The following is a 26,064-nucleotide window of genomic DNA, read 5'->3' on the forward strand; positions in this document are numbered from 1 at the left end:
TGCTTCTATCATACTTAGAAAAGGACTCTTGGCATGTGACAGTTATCACACAAATACTTAACATACGGTTTTCTTGAAAGGTAGATTACATGTGGAAAAAAATCACTCTTATATTTCTTTTATCAATTACACTGATATTTGGTGCAGCCGCAGGTTATGCTTTCTACCTTTATCAGCAAGCAGAACAAAGCATGGAACAGATGAATGAGAACTTTAGCGCAGAAACAGAACAACAGAGTACTCCCGAAGAAAGTGAATCTTTTTCCAGTGAACAGGAAGACGTGGATAATGACCTTACACAAGCTGACAGTGTAAGCTTCCTTTTAATTGGTATTGGAGACAGACCGGATGATCCAGGAAGAGCTGATGTGATTATGCCTGTTTCTGTGAATCAGGCTGATGAATCAGTTGTTATGTTCAATATTCCAAGAGACACACGAGTGGACATTCCTGGGAGGAATCAGCCGGATAAAATTAACCACACATATGCCTACGAAGGAACTCCTCTGGTCGTTGAAACAACCGAAGAGTTTCTAGAACATGAGTTTGATTACGTGATCCAATCGAATATGAATGGATTTCGAGAACTTGTAGACGCCTTGGGAGGGATTGAAGTAGATAATCCCTTTGAATTCGATCAAGGTGATGAAATAGGAGAGAATACTTACCATTATCCTGAAGGAACTATTGAACTAGATGGGGAACGAGCACTCCACTATGTGCGCATGAGGAGAGAAGATCCGAGAGGAGACCTGGGGAGAAACGAAAGACAGCGTCAGGTTATCGAAGCATTAGCTGAACGGGCTTCTTCTTTTCAATCTATTGTCCAGGCGAATCAGCTGTTGGATATCCTCGGAGATAATATCGAAACAAATATGACCTTTGATGAGATACAAAGTATTTATCAGCAATACCAAGGGGCAGAAAGTAATATGGAAACATTTGAGCTAAGTGGTGAAAGTACAACAGAAAATGGAATCTATTACTATGACATTCCAGAGGAAGAAAGAAGAAGGGCTATTGCAGCATTTAAAGAACACCAGGAGCAGGAATAAAAGAAAGCTGTCAAACGAACAGCTTTCTTTTTTTGGAAAAAGGATGCCAAAATCTGCTACCATGGCAACAAACCACTCTACTACCTCAAAGGAGGAATCGAAAATGAAGCATATTATTATTACAGGAGCTTCAAAAGGGATTGGACAAGCTGTCGCTTCCCGTTTTCTAAAGCCTGGTCATCACTTATTTTTGATATCGAGAACAAAGAGTACGGCTATTGTAGAAGAAGCCAAAGGAACAGGAGCAGCGGTTGACTTCTTTTCTGCTGACCTTTCTGATACTACCCAGACTGAGCAAGTAATGGAAGCTGTCTTTCAAGTTATTTCCCCCGAGGAGTCAAATGAAATTATTTTAATAAATAACGCCGGCATGATTGATCCGGTCTCTCCGGCTGAAGATACAAAACCAGCAGACATAGCAAAAAACATTCAAGTAAATCTAACAGCACCAATGATACTCACATCACAATTTATTAAGCACAGTAAGGAGTTTGAAGCGAACAAGAAAGTTGTAAATATTTCATCCGGCGCTGGAAAGCAGCCTATATATGGATGGACAGCGTATTGCAGCGCTAAGGCTGGTTTAGACCTTTACACGCAGACAGCCGCCCTCGAACAGGAAGAGCAAGGAAATAACCCTGTGCAAATCTATTCCTTCGCTCCAGGGATCGTGGACACTTCCATGCAGGAAGCGATTCGGTCAAGAACAAAAGAAGAATTTAAGGAAGTAGAACAGTTTCGCGCCTACAAGGAAAAAGGCCAGCTGCTTCCTCCGGAGAAAGCAGCTGAAGCGCTGGAAAACCTCTTAAACGATCCTTCTCTAAAAAACGGAAGTCTTCTTGATATTACTCAATTTCTTTAACAGTCTCCCCACCGATGTCAAACCAAACTACACATATCTGTTTGCTATGAAAAACGCTGTTATTTCCTTGGAAATAACAGCGTTTTTCTGAATTAACAAATGTTTTTTATCCCAGCCTCTTTACATGTTACGAAAAACCCTTTCCATCTCATCATAAGAAATAAACCTAGAGCCACGCCATACTTCTTTTCCACCTTTAAAGATCAGAATAGTAGGAGCTGCAAAAACCAGAAATTTCCCGGATACAGAAGGCACCTTTTCCAAGGAAATTTTGTTAACTATTACCGAGGAATACGCGTTCATGAAACTGGTCAGCTGCTGCTCAACTGCTTCACAGACCGTACACCGCGGCGCCTTGATTAAAAGTAAAAAGGCTCTTTGCATGTTATCATCAAGGACGTTCTCAAGTTCTTCTGCCGATGTGATCTCTTGCAAATCACTTCCCCCTTCCCTATCTTTCACTTTCTATAGGTAGAATTCTATATTTAATTGCATAAGAGATTACTCCGTTATATACAGCATGAGCCATAATCGGAGCCCATAACGTTCCTGTCTGAATAAAAAGCCAGCCAAGAAATAATCCCATCATCAGAACAATGGTATGCATAACCAAACTACCTTTGTATTGGGGAATATGCAAAGCCATAAAAACAAGAGAAGATATCAAAAGTGCCCATATTTCATTAAAGTGAATCCAAAGTAAGCCAAGAAGAACTCCTCGAAATAAAAACTCCTCAGAAACCCCTGCCCCCCAGGCGATGGTAGCTATGCCGAACCTTTTATTCATTAATTGCAGAATCAAGGTTGTTTGTTCATTTTTTGGAAAGGAAGCCCGGCTGAACTTATAGACAAGCCAGGTAAGGCCCGCAAAAATTCCTCCGCCGGCTATCCCTGCGATAAGCTCAAAAAAAATATTCTCCACGCCAAAAAGAGACAGGAGATAAAACCATCTTTCATCTCCCATACCAAAAATAAGGATCATAAAGCCAATGAAAATAAAGATAAAAAAACCTGCCCACACTGCTTTAAAAGTAATATCTCTTTCCATATTTTCGTCCCTGCCTATCTAAGATCACTCCCTTTTGAAAATGCCACCCGGCTTCATTAAAAACCGGGTGGCACAGCTAGTTGTGATGTCTTATGTGGAAGGAGCTATTCTTTCCATGTATTCTGCTACATGCTCTTCTGTCATTCCACCAGTGATAATATCCACTACTTCCCCTTCTGCGTCAATTAAAAAAGTAGAAGGCAAGGGGCCTACACCATAATGGTCAAGAACAGCCTGATCTTCATCTAGTAGTATAGGAAATGTTAAGGCATGCCGGCTGACGAAACGATCAACCACCAAGTCAGACTCTCCAACATTTACTGCTAAAATTTCAACTCCTTGATCTTCATACACCTCATATTGGTTTTCCATGTATGGCATTTCGTCTTCACAAGGAGGACAAAATGTTCCCCAAAAGTTTAAGAACACACCCTGTCCTTCATAATCTGCAAGCTCTACCTGTTCCCCTTCCATATTGTAAAGGGAGAAATTCGGGGCAGCATCTCCTTCTTGAACAAGAGTTTGTTCTTCTTGTATAAAGTTTGTATAAAATACGTAGGCAAGTGTTATGGCCAATACCCCAAGGACAGAAGAGCGCATAATAAATCTACGCTTCTTTGACATACTCATCCCCCAATTTTTCTATTCCAAGTTGATGGTTCCTATTTTCTCATGAATAGGACAGGCACTTCAATACATACACACTGTCTTCAGATAAATGTCACGTTTCAGTTGTATAGAAACATGCCTCAATAGAAAGCGAGGCATGCCTTAAAGCCCTTCTTCATCTTACCTGGAAGGCACTGCTTTGAATCTTCGAAGCCTCAAAGTATTTAACAGCACAGATACAGAGCTGAAAGCCATGGCTGCACCAGCAAGCATCGGATTTAACAGAATTCCTGCAGGAGGGTACAATAAACCCGCAGCTACCGGAATCAAAAGAATATTATACCCAAAAGCCCACCCAAGGTTTTGCCAGATCATTCTCATCGTAGCTTTTGACAGCTTAATAGAAGTAGCCACTTTTTCAATATTTCCCTGCATCAACGTGATACTCGCAGTTTCCATGGCCACGTCTGTACCTGTGCCAATAGCTATGCCGACATCGGCTTGTGCCAAAGCTGGAGCATCATTAATGCCGTCTCCAACCATTGCCACTTTTTTTCCTTCCCCTTGAAGTTTCTTTATCTCAGCTGCTTTATCTTCTGGAAGAACCTCCCCAATAAAACGTGTAATCCCAGCCTCTTTGGCAATGGCTTTAGCCGTTTTTTCATTATCGCCAGTAAGCATGACCACTTCTAAATTCATTTGGTGAAGAGAACGGACAGCGCTTGCTGCATTTTCTTTCAAAGTATCAGCAACAGCCACCAGACCTGCAAACGTCCCGTTAACTGCAACGTACATAGGGGTTTTCCCTTGTTCAGCTAACTCAGCAGCTTGTTCGCTATAGTCTGAAATATCTATGGTTCGTTCCTTCATCAGCTTCTCATTTCCAACTAATACCTTGTTTGAATTTAAATTTGCTTCAAGTCCGCGCCCAACAAGTGCCTGAAAATGATCAGGGTCCTGCAGGGAAAGTTTTTTTTCCTTTGCTCCTTCAACAATCGCTTTTCCCAGCGGATGCTCTGACCCTTTCTCAACAGAGGCAGCCTGTGTTAATAATGTATCTCCATCAAATCCTTTGGCCGGGAGAACATCTGTCAGCTTAGGCTTTCCTTCTGTAATGGTCCCTGTCTTATCCAGCACCACAACATCTACCTTATGGACACGTTCAAGGCTTTCCGCATCTTTAATCAAAATTCCATTGTCAGCCCCTTTTTCAGTGCCCACCATAATGGCTGTAGGAGTTGCAAGCCCTAAGGCACAAGGACAAGCAATAATCAAGACAGCAATAAAAGTTGTCAAAGCAAAAATAAACGTCGGCTCAGGCCCGGCAAAAAACCATATGACAAACGTGAGAAATGCAATGAGTACAACCGCAGGTACAAAATAGGCAGATACAACGTCAACAACCCTCTGTATCGGAGCCTTTGATCCCTGTGCCTCATTTACCATCTTTATGATTTGTGAAAGAGCTGTTTCCTTTCCTATTTTCGTCGCCTTAAAAGTAAAGTGGCCCGTTTGATTAATTGTAGCCCCAATAACTTCATCCCCTTCTCTTTTCTCTACAGGAAGGGATTCACCAGTTAACATGGATTCATCTATTGAAGAAGCACCCCGAGTCACAAATCCGTCAACAGGGACTCTTTCACCAGGCTGAACACTTATCAGATCACCAACCTGAACCTCCTCCACCGGCACCTCCATTTCTTCATTTCCTCTTACAATTCTCGCAGTCTTGGCTTGCATATTCATAAGCTTCCTGATGGCTGTAGATGTTTTCCCCTTGGCTTTCGCCTCAAAATAACGACCTAAAAGAATTAACGTGGTGATAACTGTTGTTACATCGTAATAAAGTTGATACGGAAATCCTGCAGCGGTCAGTGTATCCGGGAATAGGGTCATTGCCCCGCTGTACAGCCAGGCAGAAGTAGTTCCCATCGCTACCAATACATTCATATCCGCTGACCCATGCTTTAACACTTTATAGCTGTTGTGGTAAAAACGCCATCCAGGACCCAGCTGCACATATGTTGTTAAAATCAGCAATAAAAATGGGGAAGAGAGCCAGGCTGGGACCCAGTTTCCCCACTCATGCATCATATGGGGAATACTTCCAATTAGTACAATGGTGGTCACAACGGCACTCCATAAAAAGCTCTTTTTAAGGTGAGATGCCTCTTCTTCCTGAGGATCATTTTTCGCTTCTTTCTCTTGTACTTTTGTATTGACCAGTGATGCAGAAAACCCGGCTTTTTCTATGCTTTTTTCTATCTCACCGGCCGGGACTGCTCCTTTGTATGTTTCCACTTGTGCCTGCCCGGCAGCCAGGTTTACACTGACGGCCTGAACTCCGTCTTTTTTGGATATCATCTTTTCTATTCGGTTCACACAGGAGGCACAGCTCATTCCTTCTATCTTAAATTGAAGATTTTCTGTCTGTTTGTCTATGTTATCTGCTGGTTCCGCTTCAAAGCCTGCTTTCTCCACAGCTTTTTGTACAGCGTCCTGATTTATTTCTTCCTCTGCTGTTACCATAGCTTTAGAGGTTGCCAAATTAACATGTACAGATGAAACTCCTTCTATTCTCGAAACAACTTTCTCTACTCTATTCACACAGGAGGCACAAGTCATCCCCTTAATGTTGAATTCTTGTTTTTGCAACTGTCTCTCCCCCTTTCTTCTCTATTTTAAAGAAAAAACATAGAATTGGGTTATTTTTTGCTTACCATCATTATTGTATTTTTTAAATATGAAGAATACATGAAGAATACCATTTTCTTATGCACGAAAAAAAGTCCCGATCATTACGACCGGGACTCCATCTCATTAAACCTTATACATGCTGAATAGCTTCTTCCAGCAGTGCTTCACCATTTAGAATCTCAAACACTTTGTGGTGGGTATTTTCCTTATCTACCGTTTCAAAAACGACATGACCTACGTCCCCACGAGTGATTTCCCCGTTTCGATGTCCGATTTTCTCCTCTATTAAAAGCTGCCCTGTCGGGTCATCATTGGTAAGAGGACCAGGTCTTACAATCGTATAGTCCAAACCGCTAGCTTTTAAGTGATCATCTGCTAATTTTTTTGCTACCACGTAGTGACGCATTTTTTCCGGGGCTTCCTCCGGATCATCTACATTAATTGCACTTATCATTACAAAACGATTGACTCCTTGCTTCTTCGCTTCATCAATTGTTTTAATTGCCCCCCATAAATCAATGAGCACCGTCTTATCTGCACCTGTATGAGGACCGGAACCGGCTGCAAATATCACTGCATCTATCCCATTAAATGCATGTGAAATATCTCCTTCCAAATCTGCTATCACTGTTTCTGCGGCGCCAAGCTCTTTGAGCTCTGAAGCCTGTTCTTCCTTCCGAATCATCGCGACAGCTTCGTGTTTATCGGAATCCTTAAAGTGACGGAGACTATGTCTGGCCACTTTTCCATTTGCTCCAACAATAAGAACTCTCATTACTCCACACTCCTTTTTATATCAAGTGATATTTCCCTCCTTTTCACTTTGCCAAACCATACACTTATCTTTTACATTTCTTTTCCTCCTTCTTCAGTCATAGATGCTATTTAGATAGTGAAAGGGGGTGAGAAAATGAACGAATTGACTCTTGATTCACGTCTAACCATCGTTTTTGAAACAGGCACTGACCTTGAAGGGAAGCCCACGTATATGAGCAAACATTTTAATAACATTAAAACAGACGTTTCCAACGAAGTTCTTATCAGTATTGTAGAGACCCTCGCACCACTGCAGGGATATACGGTTATCAGTTCTTACCGTGTAAATCAATATGATCTGGCCCAATAACCTTTAACACAAGAAGGAGGAGAACAAAATGACAAAACGCTTGGAATTACGTTTCGAAAACGAGCTGGGAAACATCGTGACGATCGCTCTCGATAACCCCCTAGATAATTTGACTGAAGAAACAGTCAGTGCTGCCATGGATGCTGTCATTGCAGGGAATGGATTCATATCAAGTGGAGGTAATCTCGTGGCAAAACGAGACGCTCGCATTGTGAGTCGTTCGGTAGACACAATTTTTGCAAGCTAATTGCATGGTTTTCTATGCCCCAAAACAATATTGTTTTGGGGTTGATTTTTTACTCTGCAGGGAAAGGAAGGCACAGAAAATGGAGACTTGGTTTACAGCAATAGGTGATTACAGCTTTGCCGTGGTCATTTCTTTTTATCTGCTGTACCGGATGGAAAAGAAACTTGACACCTTAATCAAAGCTGTTGAAAATATGACCAGTAAGCTATCCTTACACTCTCAGTCGACAATTGAACCACAGGAGAGTTCAAAAAAAACAGGTTAAAAAAAGCCCTTTTTGGCAGCCGGTTAAATTAAACTCACCAGCGCCAATCAGGGCTTTTCTATTGCTTGTTACTATCAAAGAAATACGTCTTTGAATGATACCTTACACTTAAAACAATTCCTATGGCGAACATGGTAGCCATAAGAGAGCTTCCTCCGTAACTTAATAAAGGCAGGGTGAAGCCTGTAACAGGAAGAAGGCCGAGATTCATGCCTACATTTTGGAACACTTGAAAAGCGAGCATTCCTATAATTCCAGCGCATAGATAGGTCCCAAAGCTATTATGACAGCGAAGAGCTGTCATCATAATCTGGTACAATAGGACAAAATACAGCGTAATAACGAATGCTGCCCCAAGAAAGCCATGTTCTCCTCCGATAACTGCAAATATAAAATCCGTGTGAGCTTCGGGAATGTAAACATCTGCTTCGGGATTGCCGTACAGCCTTCCTGATCCTATGGCTGTCATAGCCTGCATCGTATGGTATCCTTCATCTGAAAACTCGGCAGGGTTTAACCATCCATAAAACCTTCTCACCTGATAGTCAGAGATATTACTAAAAAAGTACTGTTCAACTAAGTGAGGAAAACGAAAAAATGCACCGATAAAGCCGATGATCATTAATATCGGCCCGCCAATGATGACTGACACCAATTTATATGAAATTCCTGAAACAAGAATTAAGGAAACAAAGATAGCAGCCGTCATCATTACCATCCCCATGTCAGGCTGGCGCTGAAGTAAAAACACCGGAGGAATAATAATGAGGATCATTTTGGCCAACAGCCAAAAATCAGCTTTCAGGCTATTTTCCGTTTTATTGAGGTTATGTTTGTAAATCACAGTGCTTAATGTAATGATGAGAAAAATCTTCACTAGTTCTGAGGGTTGGAAAGATCCTATAACAGGAACCCTGAACCACCTTACAGCCCCCGCAATGGTTGGTGCAATCGATTGAGGAGCAAGTTCTAATACAAGCAGCATTAGTAAGCCGATCCCGTACAGCACCCAGGAGATGTTCGCATAGTATTCAAAGTCAAAATGCAGCACGGCAATTGCCAAACCAAAAGCTACAAAATAAAAAATCAGCTGCCGAACAGCAAAATTGTCACTATACTGTGGCATCTGCTGAGCATAAAAAATATATAAGCAGCTGACCACTGCAAATAAGAAAAGAACAAAAAGCATATTGATATCATACTGTTTTTCATTTGTTTCTGTATTTAATCCAGCCACCAGGCCATCACCTTAATTCTTCTAAAGTCTGATAAAAATAATACACCATTTTCTCCTTTACGTATAGAGGTAAGAAGTCTGTATCCTCCCTCAATTATGACTATATAATTACAAAAAGGGATGCTGAAAAAGCATCCCTTTTTTATTAATGTTGTTCAGGTTGAAAGGTTTTACAATCTGTTTCGTGTTGGTCTCCAGCTTCCTTTCCCGTGTGGCTCACTACATAAATTCGGTCTGCCGCACACTTATTACCTTCATCCCAATACGTACAGTTGCTTACTTCACAAAGCACATCCACTGCCATGATGAAATCCCCCTTTCGATACTTAACATGTCTTAAACCACGTGAATCAATGCAAGTAAAACAAAGGAAAGAAGGATTTTACTGGTCATTCATGATAAAGAGGGTGTCCCTACTCATCATTCTCTTCGTTGTCTATTTCGTTTTCATTGTTGTCTTCTTCATCACCAATTTCATTGTCGTTTTCACTTTCATCTAAATCAGTGTCCTCATCTTCTGAGATTTCTCCTTGTTCGTCTTCATCCTCTGTTCCGTGAGCGCCATGAGCATCTTCTTCATTCTCTGGGGCTATCTCCAGCTTTTCATCAATGATGCCTTGCTGTTCGAAAGAAATGGTCTCAGTGTCTCCCATTACGTACGCATGACTATAAGGACCTTCCATTGGATTTTCTTCATACAATGGTTTCAATTCAGCTAAATATTCATATACCTCTTCGTTCAGTTCACCCTCTTCAAGCCAAACCATTGGAGCATGTTTACCTAGATGGCCAAAAGGAGCGGCTGCAATCGCTATGCTTGGTGTTTCCGTTGATACAAAGGAAACACTTTTACCTGGCTCATCAGCTCCCCATCCAAAGTCATTATCATCATCCCTGTATTGAGCAAAAGCAATGGAAAGCTCTGTCGGATCTTGTCCCTCAATGCGTTCCACTTCACCGGCTGCCTCTAAATCCTCCACAATCTCCTCTGAAATCACATCTTCCGAGCCAAGGACGTACATTTTCACATCTTCTCTTCCTTCTATCGCTTCAGCGGTTTCTGAAGGAATCTCTCCTTCCTCTACATAGAGGAGCGGCTCATCCATATGCGAAATCCAATTTCCGGTTGTAATGGTCAGTTCTTTATGTTCTTCCTCCATAGAACCGATCAAAACAGTCTCACTGTATTCACCAGTGATTTCGGCAAAATAATCATCAACCTGCTTGGCAAAGGCTGCGTGGTTGTTTTCTTCATTAATTGAGTCTACTTCATAATCGTTTAACTCCTCCTCAATGTTTTCACTTTCTTGACCAACAATAAGCACTTCTGTTCCATTTTCATTCCCCTGAGGGTTAAGACGTTCTATTTCGTCAAGAACATCATCTGACAGCTCACCATTTTCTGTAAGTAAGATCGGCCCGTTATTTGGGTGATGCACCAGGTGTAAGCTTGCCAAAGCTGCCTGCCACTCCCCCTCTGGAGCAAGAATGACTGTTCCTGGCTGGTTTTCAGAATGTGTAGCAGGCCAAAGTGTTTGAGATGCCATGATTGAAAAAGAGACAGGGTCTTCTTCATTAAGGCGGGTTACATTTTTTGTACTATCCGTCATTACATTCTCGGAAGCTTGCTCATTCAATTCCTCTGGCTCTTCAGCTATTTCTGAACGGTCTCCTTCTTCATTATTACCATCCGATTCAATATCTCCGTTTTCCTCTTCTTGGCTGTCATCATCTTCTTCATTATCAATGTCTTGATCGTTATTAATATCTTCACTTTCTTCTTCACCGTTTATTTCCTCAACATCTTCTCCGCTGGTTTCTTCTCCTTCTGCTTCGTTCTCCAAATCCGAACCTGCTCCCTCATTACATGCCGTCGCAAAGATTAACACAGACCCCATGCTTAAGGTTCCAAACATACGCAAAGCTGTTTTTTTCATAAATATGTTCCCCTTTCTAAGTTGCTTATTCTCTCCCTTCCCGCTCACATTAACTTTTAAAATAAAAATTTATCAATTTTTTATATAACTCTCTAAATTCATTTCGTCTGTCCTTAAGTTTTGGGGGGTTCTACCAAAAAAAGCCCGCCGAATGGGCAGACTTTTTCACCGTGAAAAATTATTTAACTTCAACACTTTCTGATATGTGCTCATGAAGCTCCTCATTCTCAATATGAATGACGATATGATACTCTCCTTCTTCTTCAAATAAATGATCTGCATGATAGCTGCCCGGATCTATTTCATCTGCTTTCACCCAGCTATGAGCCTCGTCTCCATGCTGCCAAATTTCAAACTGTACTTCAGCTTCTGTTAATGTTTCATTTTCCTTTTCAATGTCTGCGATTAAAGATAAGGATTCCCCGTCTTCTTCCCCTTCTTTTGCAGCAAAATCAACGGATAGGATATCAGAATCGTGCTCATGATGGTGGTCATGGTCGTGGTCATCTCCGTCTTCGTGATCCCCGTGGGCGGAGTGCTCCTCTTCAGCGTCTCCTGTCGAAATGGTTTGAGTCGGCATCCTATGCATCCCTCTGGCTGTCACATGCGGCTGTATAACAAACTCACCAACTTCTTCAATGGTGTAAGGAGCAGTATATATACCCTCATTTACGTCAGTAGCTTCCACCATATCACTTTCTTCTTTTTCGCCTTCTTTCCAAACTTCAAACACAACCTCATTTGCGTCGTTTACTTTATCGTCCCCCTGAGTAACAAGCGCTTTTAGCTCAAATTCTTCTCCTGGCTTTTGAGATTTCTCGGTTAAAATTTCAACTTCAATTGCTTCCACTTGTTCCTCGCCGCTTGCAGGCTGTTCTGATTGCTCCTGTGCCTCTTCTTGACCTTGACCACATGCTGACAATACTCCAAATGCTATCAAGGCTGGCAGTGCTGTATGTAAAGCTTTCATTTTATTTCCCTCCTATGACTAGGTTATCATAGCCTATCATATCCGAAACGCATATGCAGATACAACCTTCCTCGAGTGTCGTTCACAATTTTTATTCATTTATTGATCAAAAGAGGTTTACCGTGGTCCATAACAGCTGTTTCATTCACAAAAAATGTCTGTCTGAGAACGGTCCTTAATCAGACAGACAAGGTGAAATGATTTACTTTGCCCTTGGTATATTAAACATCTCAGGGATCGTAACAAATTCAATTCCTTGTGCTTGAAGCTCTGGAATAATCGTCCGTAAGGATTCAACCGTTCCTGTAAGATCCTGATCCCAATTCCCGCCGTCATGCATTAAAATAACGTCCCCGGGCTGTGTATTGGTCAAAACGTTTGCTGCTATTTCATCTCCGGAAAGTTGACGCCAATCTTGGGAATCGACTGTCCATCCGACTGCAACGTTTCCAAAGTCGGCAAGTCTTTCCACAATGTCCTCGTTAAGATTACCATAAGGTGCACGAAATAACAGAGGGCGATAACCGACAGTTTCCTCTATGACTTGTTCTGCCTGGGGAAGTTCCCAATCTAATCGTCCTATTCCTTCCACTACAAGGTTAGGATGCCAGAAGGTATGGTTGCCAATAACATGACCTTCATTTTCCATTCGTAAAATCGTTTCCGGGTAACGTTCAGCTCTAGCACCCAGGACAAAAAAAGTAGCTGGGACGTCAAACTCTTGCAAGATATCAAGAATTTCTGGTGTAAATCTTGGGTCCGGACCGTCATCAAAAGTCAAAGCAACCTGGCTTACATCGTGAGACCCTCTGTAAATCACCGTTTCAGGGTACTGCTGGTGTAAAATACCAATGTCCACCGGTGATGGATCTCTTTCTGCATATTCAGGCCCCCCCTCTAATTGTGGAATGTCCTCCGGATCCTCAGGCTGTGGGGCAGCTGCCAATGAGGAGACGAATCCTAAAGAAAACAATAAACACACAAGGAAAACAGCTAATCGTTCACATATCTTCCTAATCATTGCACCACCTCCGTTTTGCTTAGTTTGAGGTAGATGCATTCTTTTATACTTCTTTCATAGTTATCAATACTGAACAGTTATTTGTTCCATAACAAAAGACCTCTCTGCTGATATGAAAATGAGTTGGAACACTTACACAGATCAAATCAAACAATCTCTGTTTATAGCGCTAACCTCTTTTAACAAATCCTTTTCAGACGGAAGGGGCAAGGGAGTCTTCTTTTTTAGTTCCTTTACTGGGTAGAATCATGTACGATGACAAGGTAAGAATTTCTAAACAAGGGAGTGAAAATGATGAACCTGGAGGCTTCCAGAAGCAAAGAAAGAGTAGTATCCATTGACGTCATCAGAGGTTTTGCCCTTCTTGGCATATTGCTTGCAAATATTTTGTTTTTCAAGTCCCCTCTATTTCAAAAGCAGGGTGTTATTGTACCTGAGCCCTTAGGTGAAGCACCTTTTCTTGAGCAGACAGGCCATTTTGTTATTGAATTTTTTGTAAATGGAAAATTTTATCCTATGTTTTCTCTTTTATTTGGCTTAGGCTTTTATTTCTTTTATTCCAGAATTGTTCAAAGGGGTTTAGACGGAAATTCCTTTTTTAAGCGAAGAATGACTTTTTTGCTGATTCTTGGACTCATTCACCTGATCTTCATATGGTCTGGTGATATCTTACATACTTATGCTGTGGCAGGTTTTTTTCTCCTTCTGTTTATTGATAAAACTCCAAAGGTAATTCTTACATGGGGCATAGCACTATTAGGGGTTTCGTGGATAGTATTAAGCCTGCTTTTTATCCTGTCGTCCATTGCTCTGACAATGAAAGGAAACGCCATGGGGGCTGACATACAAAATAACATTGCAGCTGCTTACCAGGTGTTTTCTGAAGGCACGTACGGGGAAATTCTCGCTTTTCGTATTCAGGAAGAAGTATTTTACGTTCTTCTTAACCTATTCTTAACCGTTCCGAATGTGTTAGGTATTTTTCTTATCGGTTTATATTTCGGAAAACAAGAGTGGTTTACTAAAGCAGAGGAGTTTCAAAAGAAATGGAGAAACCTTTTCATTCATTCTTTCTGGAGCGGGGTATTGCTTACATCTATTTATACCTTCTTATTGTTTGATCTCTTTCCTATCCCATATTCCTTAGCCATAAGCTTGGCTGACGGCCTAAACATTATCGCCGGACCTTTGCTTATGCTCTGTTACGTCTCTTTCTTTGTTCTTCTTATTCAACGAATAAAGAGCCTCAAAGCGCTCGTGCCCTTGGCTGCTGTTGGGCGTATGGCATTGACAAACTATCTTATGCAGTCTGTTATTCTTGTTTTTATCTTTTACGGCTTTGGTTTTGGTCTGTTTGGTTCTGTGAACATAGTGGAAAGCATCTTAATAGCCATAGGAATTTATCTTTTACAAGTCGTGTTCAGCACTCTATGGCTCTCAAAAAGAAGCCAGGGACCAATGGAAGCATTATGGAGGAAATGGACCTATCACCAAAAGGAACAATAGCACGATAAAAGAATGACAAAAGGAAAACTGGGCAGGATGTCAATCAAACTCACTCTCTTTCTTGTCTTTTATTTTGCTCATCCTGGATCCCCACTTTGGCTCTCAGCACGTACTCAGACCTCAAAGTGGGGCCTCGCTTTCCCCGTCCAAGCTTTTTTTCCTCTGTCCTCCCCACGATAGATTGATCCTGATTTTCTAAATCCCTGATTATCTGCTTCAGGTCTTTAAAAAAATCCTTCTTTTTCATCAATCAGCCTCCTTTGTTTTCCTGTTCTTCCAGCTGTCCTTCGACACGTTCTTCCAGCTGTTTAATTCTTTCTTGAAGCTGCTGATTCTCCTCCTCTATCCGTATTGCTTTCGAGGAATAATGCGGATCACTTTCCCACCAGTCAATACCCATTTCTTTCGCTTTATCTACAGAGGCTACAAGAAGACGAATTTTAATCGTAATCAGCTCTACCTCCGCTAAGTTCAATTTAATGTCCCCTGCAATGACTACCCCTTTGTCCAGGACCGTTTCCAACACATCTACGAGGTTGCTTGATTGGTGAGCTGGATGTTTGATCTCATCCATGGGATCACTCTCCTTTTCATCATATGATTAGATTTTGCTTATTACATCAAATTGCCTAGTGGTCCAAGATCAATATTCAAATCATCATCATCTAAGTTGAAGATTTCCTTTAATTCTTCCATCTTCTCCTCTAAATTCATTAGAGCTTCCCCTACTTTTTCTATTTCTTCATCCGTTAAGCTGCCATTTTCCACGCGCCTCATTGCCTGACGTTCGACTACTTGGCGCAGGAGTTCAATGACGGTCATAACAAGCTGGGACAACCCTTCTTCTGCCTTTTCCGGATCCAGAGAAATTCGTCCAGACGGATTATGTTTTTCAACTAGCTCTTGGTCTGCCATGATAAATCACTCCTTACTCACCTGTAAAATTTATTCTTTCTTCATTGATTGTCCTTTTCAACTCTTCCTCACGTGCCTGAATCAAAGTTTCTACTGAAGAAAGCAATATCCTTAAATCCAGATAGACCAGGTCTACCCCTGCTATTGAGATGGTTATATCACCTCGTAACACCACTCCTTTTTCAAGAACTGCATCTAATACATCTAGAAGAGAAACGTCTTTTGTCTGTAAGGATTCACCCGCCATTTGTTTCACCTCGTTCCGTAAAGTTAGAAAAATGATACGCGGGCCATGGTCCGGTGATTTCAAAAGTGAAATTCTCATGGTCATCTTTTATTTTTTTAATGAATGCAAGCGTCTGTTCTACTTTTTCTTTGGGTATTAAATAAGCTCCATTCCAGCACATATCATCTTTTCGTCCAGTGAGGTTTCTTTCCCAGTTTTTTTTCACCTCTTCTTCTTTGCTATATGAAGTCATTTGTTCATGAAAACACTCACAAAACCTGTCAATCTCCTTGTCAGCTTCATTTTCAACAAATTGACTCATTTTCTTTTTTTCAAAATACTGTTTTCCTCTGGGAAGATCTTTGATTTCTTGTTTCTTTTTTTCTATTTCTGGACTGCTAACCTCAACCTCCTCAATAAATTTTTTTTTGTCTGTGTAGATTTTAACGTTCCATTCCTGTTGATTTTTCAGTTTAATAAACTGAGCCATAATGCCTTCTTTGTTAGTGTCCATAACCTCTTTTACTCGATCTTCATTTTCATAAAGCGTCCCGAACTTCAAAGGAATGACAGTATATCTGTTATGTAAAGCATTCATCTTTTCATGGTGATGAAATGCTTTATCCTGCAGCCACCCCATGTTTTCTACTTTTTTCTGCAACACTTCTTCAGAAAAATCTTCATGTTTGACCAGGCATGTAATGGCAGTAATCTGGTCAAACACGATGCACTCCATTGAATGCTGTGGGTCAATTCCTTTCAAATGGGGTAAAGGATTTTCTTCATATTCCTCCGTTGGGATAAATGCATATAAATAGATAAGCTTACTAGTGCCCGCTTCAACTTGCATGATGCTCCCCCTATTCTTCCAGGCTTTCTCTTAGTCTCTCCTGTTCAGCTTTCTTGGCAATACGGTATCGTGCCAGCAAAACCTCTTCCTGCTCCTGATAGGCTTCTTCTGAAATTTCTTCCATCTCAAGCATCATTTGAAGGTGAGCGAGTTTTTTTTGGATGTGTTCTACGTCGTATAATTCTTTGTCCACTTCTTCTTTCACCTTTTCACCAACCCATACAACTGTGTCTAGAGGCCAAGTGAACAATTTACGAATCATTACACACCCTCCGCTGCTTTTAATTTAATATCAATAAAGTTATAAGCAGGCCAAGGACCAGTATATTTAAAGTCGATTTGTTCTTTCCATTTCTCATACAATTCATTTACCTTTTTATCAAATTCTTCCTCTTTTTCTTTATCCACAAGAAATGCTCCATTCAATAGCATTCGCTCACTAATCGCTTCATTACTCTTTGCGGCATCAGCAATTTTAGCAAGAGGATTAAATATTTCTTCTTCAAATTCCACCTGCAAAGCTACCATGAAATTACGTGCTGCTTCTCCTAGGCGAATTTTTTCATAATAGCCTGCATCCTTATTTCGCTGAGCCACATTGGACTCCAGATGCTTTAAAGCCGGCTGTTCCTTAGCCTGTTTTTCTATCCACTCTTTCTTTCCGATTAACTTAAGTCCGACTTCAATTTTATTGTCTATACGTGGAAAAATCTCATCACATTGAGGAAGAAGTTTTTCTAAAAGAATCTTTACATCTTCTTCACCTTTTAACACATTTCCAAAGCTCATAGGGATCACGGTAAATTGCTCCATCACAGAAGCTACCATTTCCTGATGTGCCTTCACATTCTGACGTGATGGTTCATAGATTTCTACTGGGGCATCGGCAACTACCATGGATACACCCTTATGAGAAATGGTATAGACTTTTCGATGTTCGCCAGCTAATTTTGCTTTTCCGAATGTTTTCTCTTCGTTTGTCTGAATTATACAAAACAGATATTTTCCTGACTCTGTACTCATTTTGCTTCCCCCTAGCCCTTTCTCAATTCCTCTTCTACCATATCTTCTGCTTCTTCAATGCTGTCGCCTTCGAAACATTTGGATACGACAGCCCCCAGTACATCTTTACATAGCCGTACGAAATCCTCATCCGATGAACGAATGGAAATATCATTTTTCGCTGCTATTTCACTGATCATAATTGAAGCTCTATAGCTTGGTCCTTGTTCATCTTCCTCAGCACAACGCTGCCTTATCTTCTTCACTAGATTGACAATCAGCTCTGCTTCATCATCCGATATATCTGTTCTTTCTTTAACAATGTCAAGCTCTGTATTGCTGTTATGACCAGCATCCAACTCCATTGTTATCAAACGGTCTAATAATGCATCCTGAGATTCATATACTCCAGCATACTCTTCTGGATTGCTCGTAAAAATAACTTTGAAATTCGGATGGACACGGACAAAGCTTTCATTTTGCTTTGTTCCATATAACGGCAATATTCCTTCTTCCAAAACAGATAAAAATAAATTATTTGTTTCAGGACGAGAACGAGTAAATTCATCATAGACTAAGGTGTAACCATTTTTGACAGCTTCCACCAAGCGTCCTTTGCTCCATTTTTCATTAACTTCTTCCTGTTTTTTATACACAGCCCTGACATAGTTATCAATGACTTTGCTGCTCGTATATCCTGTCATGCCTCCTAAGAGATCTGAGTTGGACATTTCATGATTTCCCTGCAAGAGCATGATAGGCTGGTCGTATTGACGAGCAATATGAAGTGCCAGAGACGTTTTCCCTACACCGGCTGGACCGATAAAATGGACAGGATATCCTGCTTCCAGATACATCTTTGACCGATTAGAAATTTCCTTGATTTTAGAAGTTTCTACAAAGTTCGCCATGTCTACATTTCGGTGATGCTCTCTTTGTTTGGAAGTATTACTATCCTGTGATTGATTGTTTTGTTTGATGTTCTTGCTATCTTCTTTCTTTTGCTGGGTATTCTCCCTTGCTTTCTCTTGCTGCTGGTCTTTCTGCTCAGTCTTCTTCTTGCTTTTTGTTTGCTTTCTCTTTTGTTCCTCTGCAGATGGATAGGTTTTACGTTCTCCTGTTTTCGGCTTGTTTACTTTAGGAGAACCAATCTTTCTTCTTTCACTCACTGTAGGTTTTTTCCGGCTGCTTGTATTTTTTTTGCCGGAATCCGATTTCTCTTTCTTCGTACTACTAGATGCTTTCTCTTTTGAAGAGGAGGTTAATTCTTCTTGCCCCTTTTTCTTCTTTTGCGGCTGTGAGCTTCTTTTATCTTCAGCTTGTTCGTTTTTTTCTTCCTTGGTGTCTATTTTTTCTGCTGCCATCCCTTTTACCCCCTCTCTTCCGCTTCTAGTGTTGCCGTTCTCTGTCTTAAGCTTTTCCTTTCAAAAGCTACGATTTCCATGTCCTCGTTAACACGCGCTTGATAAACTCCAATCAATTGATCCCTGCCGTATTTTTTCATATATTCTTTTTCTTCTATGACTTCCAGTTCTACTTCCCAATGTTTCTCTTCAGTGACTATGGATGTTATACGATAAACCGGGTAAACATTCTCACGAAAAAAACTTTTAACAGTATTAATTACTTCTTCAAGTTTACTAGCCATTCATCTACACCTCTGTTTTGGAGACTAAGCTTCTTATGAAAAGCTTGTTAAATTATAAAGAGAACCGGCATATACGAAATTCGTATATGCCAGAATTGTTATTTATTCCTACGCAAAGTTAAGCTGGTTGGCTCCTCGCCCATCGTCTCCGACTTCTTCATCAATTTCTCCCTGTACTTCATCTCTTAATAGCCCAACTGCTTCTGCATAGCGCAACCAAGTATCCACACTTGCAATAACAACGCGAGCTTCAATGGTAATAAGTTCAATACCCACTAGAGAAATACGAGCATAAAGATCAATGACAACTCCCTTATCAAGAATTCTGTCAATGACTTCTGCTAGACTTGAAGTATCTGTGCTTTTCTGAATAGCCATTATTTTTCACTCCTTAATCTACTTTTTTAATATCCGTTGCCCCTTTAATATCGTTGGCTCCTTTTACATCCATCGGGCCTTTAATATCACTGGGCTTTTTAATTCCCTCATCATCATTGGAGTCATCAGGATTGGTTAAGGCATTATCCTTCAGCTCTTCTTTCATGTTTTCGCCTTGTTCCTTTAACTTACCCTTGATGCCTCCTGCTTTATTTTGTGAGTCATTTCCTTTGCCCTGCATCTCATCTTTAGCTCCTTGGAGATTTTCTTTGGCCTCTTCACCTTTTTCTTTCAGCTGCCCCTTCGCATCTTCAAGGTTTTCTTTGGCTTCTTCGCCTTTATCCTGAAGCTCATCCTTGACTTCCTCTTTGGTCTTTCTTACTTTTTCAAAAAGGTTGTAGAACTTTTTGCCGACAGCTGTCGCTGCAGCTGCATTCTTTGTCTTAGGCATGTCGTCAACCGTATCTTTGGCCTGATCCTTTATTTCTTCTTTGGTGTGTTCTTTTGCTTTTTTCGCTTTTTTACGCACTTTTTTATTAACAAGTGATAAGGAGGCGCCAGCAAGCCCTATGCCTCCAGCTACAAGGGCAGCACGTTTTCCATTACTGTTATTTTTATTTTGATTGGAATTTTCAGCCATAAAAGAGTCAATACCACCTTTCTTGCCCTATCGGTACATGTGTAGAAGGCAGATGGAGTCATCCTTCTTATCAGTGCCGATATTACAGAGATGAATCGATAATAAAGGATGGTTATTCCCACGTAAGTAAGTTCACTGATGTCTTTCTTCCACCGGGAATATACAACTCTTTATCGCTGTTCATCTTCCTCATCGTCATCGTCATCGTCTTCAAGCTCATCTTCATCGTATTCATCTTCATCCTCGTACTCGTCTTCCTCATATTCCTCTTCTGATTCCTCTTCTTCTGATTCCTCATTTTCTTCACCAGAATCTTCTTCCATCTCTTCGCCTTCTTCATGGTAAACTTCTTGATTCTCATTTTCTGTATCTTCATCCATATAGGAAGTATCTTCTTCACTAGCTTCGTTGTTTGGCTCCTCCTCTTCTTGAGAAGCACCATTTTTAGAGAATCTGGATGCTTTGTCTTTTAGATTATCAGCAATAGCTTCCTGTTTTTGAGAAGTCCAGTTTTGAACATCCTGCTGTACCTGGCCTACTTTCCCTTTAAGCTTTTCCACTCCCTGGGTGGATTGATCTTTCAAACCCTGCACTTTATCTTTTCCTTTTTGAGTTGTACGCTCATACGCCTCTTTTCCTTTTTGTGCTGTCTTTTCATAATTATCAGTGATGCCTTGGCGCACTTCTTTACCGCTCTTAGGAGAGGTCAGCATTGTAGTAGCCGTACCAACAATTCCTCCTACAACTGCACCCTGAATAAATTCCTTACTTTTTAATTTATTCGCTACCTTTTTTCCCATTGTGTTCTCAGATTTGCTTTGGGTTTCTTGTGATTTTGATTTTGGTTTTGGATTAGGATCTCTTCTGCCATATTCAGTTGTTTGATTGTCGTCTCTTTTTTCTCCTACAGGTTGAGTTGGCATTTCATCTTCCTCCTTACTGCTTTTCGATTCTTACTTTGGCTATACCCCTCACTTCATCTTTCAAACTAAAAATGGTGAAAGACAAGTCCAGAAACAGCTTATGGTGAAATTGGCAGAAAACATGAAACCCTTGTCCTAAAAGGGCAGGTTATTGTTTCGCCCCACTGGGCATTCCATATATTGGTCATAAGAATTTCAGATTTACTTCCCTGAAATTAGCTTTGCCTTATCCTCTTTATCGGGGTATGATTTTAGTACCACATATTGTCCACAAAGAGGTGATTAAGCGATGAATCAGTACTGGAAAATCAGTGATTTTGCCAAGGAAATCGGCAAGCATGTTAACACTGTAGATGGCTGGTTTAAAAAACTCGAAGAAAGAAATATTCATTACATTAACAGAACTGATAATGAAAAAATTTATGAGGAATTAGATGTCAGAATAGGGGTGTTTATAAAAAAACAACGCGACAAAAAATGGTCTCTCGAAGGCATCTTTAACGAACTTCCCAACCATTTTGAACTCCGGCCTTTCCCACCGGATGCCGAGCCTGCTTCTCCTCAGACTATTGACTTGCACTCACTTAAACAAGAACTGCTACGGGAAATACATAATACGGCTGATAAGATTTCCAGAGCTAGAATGGAGAGACTGCAATCAGCTTATGATGAATTGTTAAAAGCACTTCCAGAAGCTAAATCAAAAGAGGAAGAAAGAGAAGAGAGAATTCATGACCTCCTCCTTCGACGGCAAATTGAGGAAGATCTTGAAACGGAAGCGTTAACTCGCTGGAATACGCTTCCTCTAAGCGAACGACAAAAAAGAGCTCTTTTTCTTCGTGTGGAAGATACAATGAAAAGAGAGCGTTTTGTGAAAGCATATGTAAATATTAAGTTTGAGGAAAAGTTGAGAAAAAGCTTAATATAACGGGAATTCAAAAAGTCCTGCAGATAAAAGATCTGCAGGACTTTTCACTTCAATTTTTGTTTATTCTTCTCCCAACCATTCATCAACCAGTTCACGATTGTCTTCAATCCACTCTCTTGCCCCTTCTTCCTCATCGTCAGCATCGTTAATTACCGACATAAGTTCGCCTAAAGAGTCATCATCCATATGCCAGGCATCAAACCATTCTACAACCTCTGCATGGTCATCCTCAAACCCGGTTCTTGTCATATAATAGATATCATCTGGATCACCATAAACATTCTCTGGATCATCCAGATACTTTAAATCATAATCCGCAAAGGCCCAATGAGGATTCCAAAGAGTGACCACAATGGGTTCTTCGTTTTGGTAGGCACTGTCTAATTCAGTCATCATTGCTGGTTCTGAACTGTCAACCAGGTCGTAATCAAGATCATATTCTTCCACAGCTTCATTGGACAAACGCATAAGGCTGGCTCCCGGGTCAATACCGATGATGCGTCCATCCATTTCATCTGCGTGGTCATTTAGTTCTTCAATGCTGTCTATGTCTACATATTCAGGTACTACTAGCCCAAGGCCTGTTCCTTCATACCATATTTCTCGAAGTTCAATTTGATCCTCATATTCTTCATAAAGAGGCTCATCGGTAATAGGAAGCCATACTTCAGGAGCAATATCAAGGTCGCCCTGAGCAACCCCCTGCCATACCGGTGCTTTTTCAAGCATTGTCAGCTCTACATCATATCCTTGTTCTTCAAGGATGACTTTCCACATATTAGATACTGCCACGTTTTCTGCCCAGTTATTTAAACCAATGTTAAGAGTTCCTCTCTCTTCGCCACCTTCAGCAGCTTCGTCTGTCTCTTCCTCTGGAGCACCCTCTTCAAGCTCATCAACGACATCGCCATCTCCGCATGCACCAAGAACCAAAGCAAAACTAACAGCTCCTCCAAGTGCTAAAAAGCGTTTGTTCTTCATAAGTAAAAACCCCTCTTCTTAGTCAATGATTTATTTACAATTACCTGTTTCATAAAATACAGGTAAGAGTTTATTCTTTACTATTTCTTCGTCCAAGATTTTGAGATATTCTGTCCAGCATGATTGCAAGAATGACAATCGACAATCCTGCCTCAAACCCGGTACCCACCTGAATTTGCGTTACCGCTCTGTATACATCAGTCCCAAGTCCAGGAGCACCTACCAATGAAGCGATGACAACCATGGACAAAGCAAGCATAATACTTTGATTAATACCAGCCATTATCGTCGGAGTAGCAAGCGGAAGCTGGACTTTTTTCAGCTTTTGCCACCTGGTTGAGCCAAATGCGTTTGAAGCTTCCACCAGTTCATCAGGAACCTGGCGGATTCCTAAGTTTGTGAGCCGGATTGTTGGCGGCATCGCAAAAACGACAGAAGCTATAATTCCAGGAACCATTCCAATACCAAAGAAAAGGATAGCTGGAATTAAATATACAAAAGCAGGCATCGTCTGCATGAAATCCAGGATAGGAGTTAAAACGTTTTTTACAGTATTATTTTGAGAACTCCATATCCCGATAGGAACACCTATGACAATTGAAATAAATACTGCTGTTAACACAAGGGAGAGCGTTAGAATCGTGCCGTCCCAGTATCCAAGGTTGTAAATCAAGAGAAGACCAAGTCCGGTAAATATTCCTATCGGCCACCTGCTTGTCCACCACGCCAGCGCAGTGAATATTGCAATCAGAAGTAAAGCCGGAGCAAATGCAAGTATGGAAGCAATACCGCTTACAATCCAGTTTATAAGGATAGCTGCTCCATCAAAAATAAAAGCAAAGTTAGCTGTTAAAAAATCAACGAATCGATCTACCCAAGCTCCCAGGGGAATTTGGTACATTAGTATGGTCATTTAACTCCCCTCACTTCGTTTAAATGTTCATCACTTCCTGACAGTGCTCCTATTACTTTAGACCTGACAATAATTCCGAGAATCTTGCCTTCTTCATTAATTACCGGAACCGGCAGGGGAGACGAGGCCATTTTGTCAAACATGTCATTTAGTAATGTATCAGGCGCCACTTCCGGAAGATCCGTAAGTAAAATGTCTTCAAGAGATTGATTATTTTTCACTGCATTTGCAGCATCATCCACTGTTACGGCCCCGGCGTATCGTTTCTTTTTATCAGTAACATACAAGCTTGAGACGCCAGCGTCCTTCATCATCTGCAAAGCAACACGGACTCCACGGTCTTTTGGAATAGTTTCGGGCCGTTTCATGACATGTGAAGCCGTCAGCACCTTTGAAAGGTCTACGTCTTCAACAAATCTTTCAACATAGTCATTTGCCGGATTCATCATGATTTCTTCTGGAGTCCCTATCTGTACAATTGCTCCATCTTTCATGAGCGCAATACGATCTCCAATTCTTAACGCTTCATCAAGATCATGAGTAATAAAGACGATTGTTTTCTCCATTGACTCCTGTAATTCAAGAAGCTCATCTTGCATGTCCTTTCGGATCAAGGGATCGAGAGCACTAAAAGCTTCATCCATTAACAAAATATCCGGATCATTAGCCAAGGCCCTGGCAAGTCCTACTCTTTGCTGCATTCCACCACTTAATTCAGATGGATAGCTTTGTTCGTACCCTTTTAACCCGACTAGCTCCAGTGATGTTGTAGCCTTTTTCTCTCGTTCACTTTTAGGGACGCCTTGAACCTCAAGCCCATACTCTGTGTTATCGAGCACAGTTCTATGAGGAAATAATGCAAAGTTTTGAAACACCATGCTCATTTTTTTCCGTCGTACTTCTCTAAGCTTATCTGGCTTCAGTTTCACGATTTCATCATCGTCAATGTAGATTTCTCCAAAAGATGGATCTATTAATCGATTTAACATTCTGACCAAAGTTGATTTTCCGCTTCCAGACAAGCCCATGATGACAAATATTTCACCATTCTTGACTTCAAATGTAGCCTGGTTAACCCCTACTCCCATTCCAGTTTCCTTTAATATCTCCTCTTTGGTTTTTCCCTGTTTCAGCAGCTCCATTGCTTGTTTAGGGGACTTCCCAAAAATCTTTGTCAACTGATTTACCTTGATTTTGGGCTTAGACAAACTTGACACCTCGTTTCGACATCGTCTAGTTCTTTTTTCCTAATATAGAACACCTAGCTAATTATACTCTTTGCAAAATTACGAAACAAATTCCATATAGTGAGTTTTTTTGCGTAAATTTTGTACAGTACATACTGTACGCAATACACCCATATATTTTCTATCATTTACATGTAAATACCTAAGTATTGCTGGAAATAGCTTTAATTTACTTTTAGTGTTAATGTACTTACTATTAAAGAAAGTCATAAAACGTATTTAGATTAAAGCCTTACCATTAATGAAAGGGTTGTCCTACATGCCGGAATCAAAAGAATTAAATGAAGAGTTTCTTTTACAGTCCAAGGAACGGTCAGTGGAATCGATAGCAAGAAGCATGAATTATAACGGTATTCCTTTGTCAACAGGCCGGATCTACGGCTCGCTGTACTTTTCAAATAGGCCCTTAACTTTAGATGAATTAAAAGAAGATCTGCAAATGAGTAAAACAAGCATGTCTACGGGAGTAAGATACCTGCTTGATATGAGAGCAGTGAAAAAAGTATTGAAAAAAGGCGAACGCAAAGATTTGTACCAGTTTAAGGATGACTGGTATCAAAGCTTTGCTGATATGTTTGCAGAACGCTGGAAGCATGTATCCGACATGAACATTGAAGAATTAAATGAATCAAAAGAGGAACTTCTTACATTGCGGGAAGAAAGCCCGGAAGAGGAAATAAGAAAAGAAGCTGATCATCTCCTGAAAAAAGTGGAATATGCAATTGAATACTATGATTGGCTTGCAGAAATAGCAGAGGTTTTTGAGTCCGGTCAAATTTTTGAGATGATTCCTAAGCCCTCTTTAAAAAAAGCACCGTGATAAATATGGGTTA

Annotated in this window: 33 protein-coding genes; 8 read left to right on the plus strand and 25 right to left on the minus strand. The window is 40.7% G+C overall.

Going from position 1 to position 26,064, the window contains the following annotated elements; all coding sequences use genetic code 11:
- Window positions 1-89: 89 nt before the first annotated feature.
- A complete protein-coding gene (locus tag ACFPU1_RS07320; protein ID WP_385939800.1) occupies window positions 90-1,055 on the plus strand; it encodes an LCP family glycopolymer transferase in 966 nt (321 codons plus the stop codon).
- Between the two features lie 103 nt (window positions 1,056-1,158).
- Window positions 1,159-1,917, plus strand: coding sequence for a (S)-benzoin forming benzil reductase (locus ACFPU1_RS07325; protein WP_385939802.1), 759 nt, complete (start codon window positions 1,159-1,161; stop codon window positions 1,915-1,917).
- Between the two features lie 120 nt (window positions 1,918-2,037).
- Here ACFPU1_RS07325 and ACFPU1_RS07330 read toward each other — a convergent pair whose 3' ends face one another.
- The 5 genes from ACFPU1_RS07330 to ACFPU1_RS07350 all read right to left on the minus strand — a co-directional run bounded on the left by ACFPU1_RS07330 (window position 2,038) and on the right by ACFPU1_RS07350 (window position 7,046).
- Window positions 2,038-2,352 carry a thioredoxin family protein gene (locus ACFPU1_RS07330; protein WP_054634996.1) on the minus strand — a complete coding sequence of 105 codons (315 nt, stop codon included), beginning with the start codon at window positions 2,350-2,352 and terminating at the stop codon, window positions 2,038-2,040.
- Between the two features lie 16 nt (window positions 2,353-2,368).
- Window positions 2,369-2,965 (minus strand): CPBP family intramembrane glutamic endopeptidase, encoded by a 597-nt coding sequence (locus ACFPU1_RS07335; protein ID WP_054634997.1) that lies wholly within the window; start codon window positions 2,963-2,965, stop codon window positions 2,369-2,371.
- A 90-nt stretch (window positions 2,966-3,055) separates the two neighbouring features.
- Complete coding sequence (gene resA / locus ACFPU1_RS07340) at window positions 3,056-3,589, minus strand: thiol-disulfide oxidoreductase ResA (RefSeq protein WP_385939805.1); 534 nt, start codon at window positions 3,587-3,589, stop codon at window positions 3,056-3,058.
- Between the two features lie 165 nt (window positions 3,590-3,754).
- Window positions 3,755-6,229, minus strand: coding sequence for a heavy metal translocating P-type ATPase (locus ACFPU1_RS07345; protein WP_385939807.1), 2,475 nt, complete (start codon window positions 6,227-6,229; stop codon window positions 3,755-3,757).
- A gap of 172 nt (window positions 6,230-6,401) precedes the next feature.
- A complete protein-coding gene (locus ACFPU1_RS07350) occupies window positions 6,402-7,046 on the minus strand; it encodes an SDR family oxidoreductase (RefSeq protein ID WP_385939809.1) in 645 nt (214 codons plus the stop codon).
- Between the two features lie 135 nt (window positions 7,047-7,181).
- Here ACFPU1_RS07350 and ACFPU1_RS07355 point away from each other — a divergent pair, with 135 nt between their 5' ends.
- The 3 genes from ACFPU1_RS07355 to ACFPU1_RS07365 all read left to right on the plus strand — a co-directional run bounded on the left by ACFPU1_RS07355 (window position 7,182) and on the right by ACFPU1_RS07365 (window position 7,909).
- Window positions 7,182-7,397 carry a DUF1659 domain-containing protein gene (locus ACFPU1_RS07355; protein WP_100399738.1) on the plus strand — a complete coding sequence of 72 codons (216 nt, stop codon included), beginning with the start codon at window positions 7,182-7,184 and terminating at the stop codon, window positions 7,395-7,397.
- Window positions 7,398-7,425: 28 nt separating this feature from the next.
- Window positions 7,426-7,644 (plus strand): DUF2922 domain-containing protein, encoded by a 219-nt coding sequence (locus ACFPU1_RS07360; RefSeq protein ID WP_054634999.1) that lies wholly within the window; start codon window positions 7,426-7,428, stop codon window positions 7,642-7,644.
- Between the two features lie 79 nt (window positions 7,645-7,723).
- Window positions 7,724-7,909 carry a YvrJ family protein gene (locus tag ACFPU1_RS07365; RefSeq protein ID WP_385939811.1) on the plus strand — a complete coding sequence of 62 codons (186 nt, stop codon included), beginning with the start codon at window positions 7,724-7,726 and terminating at the stop codon, window positions 7,907-7,909.
- Between the two features lie 58 nt (window positions 7,910-7,967).
- On the opposite strand, the gene ACFPU1_RS07370 is transcribed toward ACFPU1_RS07365, so the two are convergent.
- The 5 genes from ACFPU1_RS07370 to ACFPU1_RS07390 all read right to left on the minus strand — a co-directional run bounded on the left by ACFPU1_RS07370 (window position 7,968) and on the right by ACFPU1_RS07390 (window position 13,074).
- A complete protein-coding gene (locus ACFPU1_RS07370) occupies window positions 7,968-9,146 on the minus strand; it encodes an FtsW/RodA/SpoVE family cell cycle protein (RefSeq protein ID WP_385939813.1) in 1,179 nt (392 codons plus the stop codon).
- A 145-nt stretch (window positions 9,147-9,291) separates the two neighbouring features.
- Window positions 9,292-9,450: a DUF1540 domain-containing protein gene (locus ACFPU1_RS07375; protein WP_385939815.1), complete on the minus strand. Its 159-nt coding sequence runs from the start codon at window positions 9,448-9,450 to the stop codon at window positions 9,292-9,294.
- A gap of 109 nt (window positions 9,451-9,559) precedes the next feature.
- Window positions 9,560-11,083, minus strand: coding sequence for a cell wall-binding repeat-containing protein (locus ACFPU1_RS07380; RefSeq protein ID WP_385939817.1), 1,524 nt, complete (start codon window positions 11,081-11,083; stop codon window positions 9,560-9,562).
- A 178-nt stretch (window positions 11,084-11,261) separates the two neighbouring features.
- Complete coding sequence (locus ACFPU1_RS07385) at window positions 11,262-12,053, minus strand: FixH family protein (protein ID WP_385939819.1); 792 nt, start codon at window positions 12,051-12,053, stop codon at window positions 11,262-11,264.
- 202 nt (window positions 12,054-12,255) lie between these two features.
- Window positions 12,256-13,074, minus strand: a complete 819-nt coding sequence (locus ACFPU1_RS07390; RefSeq protein ID WP_385939821.1) for a polysaccharide deacetylase family protein — start codon at window positions 13,072-13,074, stop codon at window positions 12,256-12,258.
- A gap of 294 nt (window positions 13,075-13,368) precedes the next feature.
- On the opposite strand from ACFPU1_RS07390, the gene ACFPU1_RS07395 reads away from it, so the two are divergent.
- On the plus strand, window positions 13,369-14,580 hold the full coding sequence (locus ACFPU1_RS07395) for a DUF418 domain-containing protein (protein ID WP_385939823.1): 1,212 nt from the start codon (window positions 13,369-13,371) through the stop codon (window positions 14,578-14,580).
- 49 nt (window positions 14,581-14,629) lie between these two features.
- Here ACFPU1_RS07395 and ACFPU1_RS07400 read toward each other — a convergent pair whose 3' ends face one another.
- The 12 genes from ACFPU1_RS07400 to ACFPU1_RS07455 form a co-directional block, all read right to left on the minus strand.
- Entirely contained in the window at window positions 14,630-14,827 is a 198-nt protein-coding gene (locus tag ACFPU1_RS07400; RefSeq protein ID WP_054635008.1) for a hypothetical protein, read from the minus strand.
- A gap of 3 nt (window positions 14,828-14,830) precedes the next feature.
- Window positions 14,831-15,154: a gas vesicle protein gene (locus tag ACFPU1_RS07405; RefSeq protein ID WP_054635009.1), complete on the minus strand. Its 324-nt coding sequence runs from the start codon at window positions 15,152-15,154 to the stop codon at window positions 14,831-14,833.
- A 41-nt stretch (window positions 15,155-15,195) separates the two neighbouring features.
- Window positions 15,196-15,495 carry a gas vesicle protein K gene (locus ACFPU1_RS07410; RefSeq protein WP_054635010.1) on the minus strand — a complete coding sequence of 100 codons (300 nt, stop codon included), beginning with the start codon at window positions 15,493-15,495 and terminating at the stop codon, window positions 15,196-15,198.
- A 13-nt stretch (window positions 15,496-15,508) separates the two neighbouring features.
- Window positions 15,509-15,742 (minus strand): gas vesicle protein, encoded by a 234-nt coding sequence (locus tag ACFPU1_RS07415; protein WP_385939826.1) that lies wholly within the window; start codon window positions 15,740-15,742, stop codon window positions 15,509-15,511.
- The gene (locus ACFPU1_RS07420) at window positions 15,732-16,571 is read right to left on the minus strand and encodes a GvpL/GvpF family gas vesicle protein (protein WP_385939828.1); all 840 of its coding nucleotides are present in this window, start codon (window positions 16,569-16,571) and stop codon (window positions 15,732-15,734) included. Before ACFPU1_RS07420 ends, ACFPU1_RS07415 begins: the two co-directional genes overlap by 11 nt.
- A 10-nt stretch (window positions 16,572-16,581) precedes the next feature.
- Entirely contained in the window at window positions 16,582-16,833 is a 252-nt protein-coding gene (locus ACFPU1_RS07425; protein ID WP_100399748.1) for a gas vesicle protein GvpG, read from the minus strand.
- The gene (locus ACFPU1_RS07430) at window positions 16,833-17,594 is read right to left on the minus strand and encodes a GvpL/GvpF family gas vesicle protein (protein WP_385939830.1); all 762 of its coding nucleotides are present in this window, start codon (window positions 17,592-17,594) and stop codon (window positions 16,833-16,835) included. Before ACFPU1_RS07430 ends, ACFPU1_RS07425 begins: the two co-directional genes overlap by 1 nt.
- 11 nt (window positions 17,595-17,605) lie before the next feature.
- Window positions 17,606-18,937: a gas vesicle protein GvpN gene (gene gvpN, locus ACFPU1_RS07435; protein ID WP_385939832.1), complete on the minus strand. Its 1,332-nt coding sequence runs from the start codon at window positions 18,935-18,937 to the stop codon at window positions 17,606-17,608.
- A 5-nt stretch (window positions 18,938-18,942) separates the two neighbouring features.
- Window positions 18,943-19,221 carry a hypothetical protein gene (locus ACFPU1_RS07440; RefSeq protein ID WP_054635015.1) on the minus strand — a complete coding sequence of 93 codons (279 nt, stop codon included), beginning with the start codon at window positions 19,219-19,221 and terminating at the stop codon, window positions 18,943-18,945.
- A 108-nt stretch (window positions 19,222-19,329) separates the two neighbouring features.
- On the minus strand, window positions 19,330-19,599 hold the full coding sequence (gene gvpA, locus ACFPU1_RS07445) for a gas vesicle structural protein GvpA (RefSeq protein ID WP_054635016.1): 270 nt from the start codon (window positions 19,597-19,599) through the stop codon (window positions 19,330-19,332).
- A 13-nt stretch (window positions 19,600-19,612) separates the two neighbouring features.
- Window positions 19,613-20,239: a hypothetical protein gene (locus tag ACFPU1_RS07450; RefSeq protein ID WP_385939835.1), complete on the minus strand. Its 627-nt coding sequence runs from the start codon at window positions 20,237-20,239 to the stop codon at window positions 19,613-19,615.
- Window positions 20,240-20,409: 170 nt separating this feature from the next.
- Window positions 20,410-21,162 (minus strand): YtxH domain-containing protein, encoded by a 753-nt coding sequence (locus ACFPU1_RS07455; RefSeq protein WP_385939837.1) that lies wholly within the window; start codon window positions 21,160-21,162, stop codon window positions 20,410-20,412.
- Between the two features lie 289 nt (window positions 21,163-21,451).
- On the opposite strand from ACFPU1_RS07455, the gene ACFPU1_RS07460 reads away from it, so the two are divergent.
- On the plus strand, window positions 21,452-22,090 hold the full coding sequence (locus ACFPU1_RS07460) for a MerR family transcriptional regulator (RefSeq protein ID WP_385939838.1): 639 nt from the start codon (window positions 21,452-21,454) through the stop codon (window positions 22,088-22,090).
- A gap of 60 nt (window positions 22,091-22,150) precedes the next feature.
- Here the strand turns inward: ACFPU1_RS07460 and ACFPU1_RS07465 are convergent, their stop codons facing one another.
- From ACFPU1_RS07465 to ACFPU1_RS07475, 3 genes are all read right to left on the minus strand, one after another.
- The gene (locus tag ACFPU1_RS07465; protein WP_385939840.1) at window positions 22,151-23,071 is read right to left on the minus strand and encodes a glycine betaine ABC transporter substrate-binding protein; all 921 of its coding nucleotides are present in this window, start codon (window positions 23,069-23,071) and stop codon (window positions 22,151-22,153) included.
- A gap of 70 nt (window positions 23,072-23,141) precedes the next feature.
- A complete protein-coding gene (locus ACFPU1_RS07470; RefSeq protein ID WP_385939842.1) occupies window positions 23,142-23,984 on the minus strand; it encodes an ABC transporter permease in 843 nt (280 codons plus the stop codon).
- Window positions 23,981-25,192: a quaternary amine ABC transporter ATP-binding protein gene (locus ACFPU1_RS07475; RefSeq protein ID WP_157843028.1), complete on the minus strand. Its 1,212-nt coding sequence runs from the start codon at window positions 25,190-25,192 to the stop codon at window positions 23,981-23,983. The genes ACFPU1_RS07470 and ACFPU1_RS07475 overlap by 4 nt, the downstream gene beginning before the upstream one ends.
- A gap of 298 nt (window positions 25,193-25,490) precedes the next feature.
- Here ACFPU1_RS07475 and ACFPU1_RS07480 point away from each other — a divergent pair, with 298 nt between their 5' ends.
- Window positions 25,491-26,051 carry a GbsR/MarR family transcriptional regulator gene (locus ACFPU1_RS07480; RefSeq protein WP_385939844.1) on the plus strand — a complete coding sequence of 187 codons (561 nt, stop codon included), beginning with the start codon at window positions 25,491-25,493 and terminating at the stop codon, window positions 26,049-26,051.
- Window positions 26,052-26,064 lie beyond the last annotated feature (13 nt).

Origin of the sequence: Thalassorhabdus alkalitolerans (assembly GCF_042656525.1) — a bacterium.
In the GTDB taxonomy this organism is placed as follows: Bacteria; Bacillota; Bacilli; order Bacillales; family Marinococcaceae; genus Thalassorhabdus; species Thalassorhabdus alkalitolerans.